Raw genomic sequence first — 2,568 nt, 5'->3', positions numbered from 1 at the left:
GGTGTGCGATTCGTTGGGTAGAAACTAGCCCTGAAATGGGTAGAGGATTACCCGCAAGTAACATAAGAACCTTGACAATTTGATAGTCATGTGGGTGAGAGAAAAGTATTCTAGAACCACTCAAGTCCCACCCTCCAAGTGCAGGAGTGAAAGCACACAGAGCGCAGTTCTGAACTGTGTCCCCCAGGGTAGCGACTAGCCATCAATCCCTGAAGCGGGGGTGAAAGGTGTCAATGCTGGAAGCCTAATCTGGCAATCACCAAGCAAGAGTTCATGAGTAGGCATACGAAGGTACGTTTAACCATCGTCATAAATAACCAGCGGAATCAGGCTTACACGCTGGGAGTCCCAAACAGGGCAAGGATAATGGGGAGTTGGCAATTCCTGGTTGACCAACAAGCACTTCCTCCAAACCCGGTGGATAGTACCGCTCTAAAAACTCTATCAATGGCTATCAGAAACGAAGTAACCTCTCGTAAGCTCTCAGTCAGATCGATGACTGAGTAGGTGCTAACCGGATGCGGAGAGTAGGAAAGATTGAGTCAAAAGCCAAAGCCTGAAGTAATGTTCAGGATATGCAGACAGACTCACGATGTTTTGGAAGATAGAGACTCAAGTAAGGAGTATAAATGTCTAAAACGAGTTTAAAGACTACGGTGGAATGGCACTCGATTAACTGGCGCAAGCTAGAGCGGCGAGTTTACAAGCTCCAAAAGAGAATCTATCAAGCCTCTCAACGTGGTGATGTAAAGGCATTACGCAGACTCCAAAAGACGTTGATGAATTCTTGGTCAGCAAGAGCATTATCGGTTCGTAGAGTTACCCAAGATAACACTGGCAAAAAAACAGCAGGAGTGGATGGAATTAAATCTCTATCCCCAGCAGCTCGTTTGAAGTTAGTAAACAACTTAAAACTGGGTTCTAAGGTCAGCCCGACCCGGAGAGTATGGATTCCAAAACCGGGAACGGAAGAGAAGCGACCTCTAGGTATACCTACAATGAAAGACCGAGCCTTGCAAGCACTCGTCAAGATGGCACGCTTAGCCTGAATGGGAAGCGCGATTTGAACCCAACAGTTATGGATTCAGAGCCGGAAGGTCATGTCATGATGCAATTGAGGCAATATTTAACGAGATTAGGTATAAAGCCAAATACGTGCTAGATGCCGACATCTCCAAGTGTTTCGACCGCATCAACCATGTAGCGCTGCTTAACAAACTTAATACATTCCCCACCATTCGCCGTCAAATACGAGCCTGGTTAAAAGCGGGAGTGATGGACAATATGCAGCACTACGAGACATCTGAGGGTACTCCACAGGGTGGGGTCATCTCCCCACTACTAGCAAATATTGCCCTCCACGGGATGGAACACCGGATTAAGCAAGCTTTCCCCAGAAGGACAATAGTCAAGAAAGGGAAATACTCTGGTTATCAATCAGGAGCAACATTAATCAGGTATGCAGATGACTTCGTGATTCTCGCGCGTTGACATAACCGTTGTCCAAAGATGCCGAGAGATAATCTCGGAATGGTTAAAAGACATAGGCTTGGAATTGAAGCCTAGTAAAACAAGACTGACACACACCCTTACAGAAATGGAGGGTGAAAAACCAGGGTTCGACTTCCTTGGTTTCAATATACGACAGTTTCCCAAAGGAAAACACCAATCAGGTAAGAATACCCAAGGGGAAAAACTAGGATTCAAAACCATCATCACCCCAAGCCAAAACAAGATTAAGGTACATTACGACCACATCGCAAGAGTTATTGACGCCCAAAAGTCAGCACCGCAAGCGGCGCTAATCAAACGAATTAACCCCATAATACGGGGATGGGCAAACTACTATGCGACTGTAGTAAGTAAGGAAACTTACGCAGAATTAGACGACCTGGTGTATCGAAAACTTGTAGCTTGGGCAACCCACCGCCACCCAAAGAAATCAAAATCATGGGTGTCAAAGAAATATTGGCAATCTATGGGCGGTAACAACTGGGTATTCGCAACTAGGAAAGAGGGTACAAGCCCACTTCGGTTACTTGACCATGCCGACACTCCAATATTGCGTCATGTGAAAGTTAAAGGCAAATCGTCACCATACGACGCGAACCTAGTTTACTGGAGTACAAGAATGGGTAACAACCCAGAAATGCCAACTAGGGTATCAAAACTCTTGAAAAGGCAAAAAGGGAAGTGCGCCCACTGCGGATTGTTTTTCCGTGAAAACGATGTGATAGAAATTGACCACAAAATCCCGAAATCGCAAGGTGGAAAGGATTCTTACGATAACTGGGAACTTCTACACAGACATTGCCACGACACAAAGACCGCCTCAGATGGCAGTCCCGGCAACAAATCCGGCTGCAATAGTGCCGAGCCTAAGCCCACCAAAAGACTTGAAAAAGTCGCAGACAAATGGGTAATGAGGTATGCGTGACAAGCACCAAATCATTGAGGAGCCGTGTGAAGGGAAACTTTCATGCACGGTTTTGAAGACCAGCGAGGCTGGTGACAGTCTCGCTGAGTTTAATAGGTCATGTCACGATGCGATTGGAGCTATCTTTGACA

1 pseudogene is annotated in these 2,568 nt (G+C 46.1%); it reads left to right on the top strand.

The annotated features are described in order from the left end of the window. Positions 1–629: 629 nt before the first annotated feature. A pseudogene (gene ltrA / locus QUB16_RS33170) lies at positions 630–2,568 on the top strand (group II intron reverse transcriptase/maturase); the annotation flags it as partial.

This window comes from Microcoleus sp. D3_18a_C4, assembly GCF_036702415.1.
In the GTDB taxonomy this organism is placed as follows: domain Bacteria; phylum Cyanobacteriota; class Cyanobacteriia; order Cyanobacteriales; family Microcoleaceae; genus Microcoleus.
This window is presented reverse-complemented; position numbering and strand designations above follow the sequence as displayed.